The sequence below is a fragment of the Paenilisteria portnoyi genome, assembly GCF_014322795.1.
Classification (GTDB): domain Bacteria; phylum Bacillota; class Bacilli; order Lactobacillales; family Listeriaceae; genus Listeria_A; species Listeria_A portnoyi.
On sequence record NZ_JAASTT010000049.1, the window covers coordinates 1 to 940 of the forward strand.

At 44.4% G+C, this 940-nt stretch carries 2 protein-coding genes; both read left to right on the forward strand.

Annotated features, from left to right (window positions below; all coding sequences use genetic code 11):
- Positions 1-37: 37 nt before the first annotated feature.
- Positions 38-379: a DUF3958 family protein gene (locus tag HCJ66_RS15880; RefSeq protein WP_187134016.1), complete on the forward strand. Its 342-nt coding sequence runs from the start codon at positions 38-40 to the stop codon at positions 377-379.
- Positions 376-940: T7SS effector LXG polymorphic toxin (locus HCJ66_RS15885; RefSeq protein ID WP_187134017.1), on the forward strand; the 565-nt coding region annotated here is incomplete at its 3' end. The genes HCJ66_RS15880 and HCJ66_RS15885, both read left to right, overlap by 4 nt.

The following is a 940-nucleotide window of genomic DNA, read 5'->3' on the forward strand; positions in this document are numbered from 1 at the left end:
CAGGATCAACAGCTCGCGCAAAAGGGGGAGTAAACAGATGGATAAAGTAGACGAAATCAATCTGAAAATAAACCGTCTGTCTGAAGCGAGCTATGAAGCAGAAAATACACAACGCCAATTAAAGCGTACAGAAGAAGCGTTGGGGATGCATGTCCACCGAAAGGCTCGTTTTTTTGATACGTTGCAAGATTATTGGCGGACAGGCGATATGGCACATCGCGTTGCCGATAGAAAATGGCAGTTACAAAGAGAAGAACATGGAACCTTTGACATGTTGGCAGAACAACAGGCAACTGTTCGTCGCCAAATACAGGCATTTGAAGTAGAAGAAGACGACTTATATCGTGCTAGAAAACGAGCATGGGAGGAACTCGAATGAGTGTGAATATGTTTTTAGAGAGTGCAGATGAGCAAGCCGCAGCGATTCAAAGCATGTGTCAAGCGCGCATCTCGGAAATGGAAAAAGTCAAAGAAGTAATCGCCCAATTTACGGCAGAAACCGCTTTAAAAGGCCAAGCATATGACAGCGCGAAACAATATTTCGAAGCAACGTATGTACCACTTGCGAATGGATTTATATTGCTTGCCGAAGCACTTCAAAAAGCCGCTAAGCAATTGGCGGAAGAATATCGGGCAGAGGTGGACGGAAATTCGTTGCATGAAGATGCCCTACGAAATCAGATTCGACAGTTAGGCGATTTGATAGAGGAGAGTGATATGTGCTTCGCGCCTTCCTCGACTGCATTAGCAGGCACTGGAATAAGTGCTAATCCTTTTCTGCCGTTTTACGAAGATCAGAAACGGGAGATACAAGAGAAATTAGATAAGTTAATGGCGTACAATGGTAGATCAGCAACACTATTCACGGAAGTAGAAAGTTTGATGACTTCTGTGGAGACTGGGTTGAGAGAGGTTGGTAGTGGGAAAGGATTTAATGCAG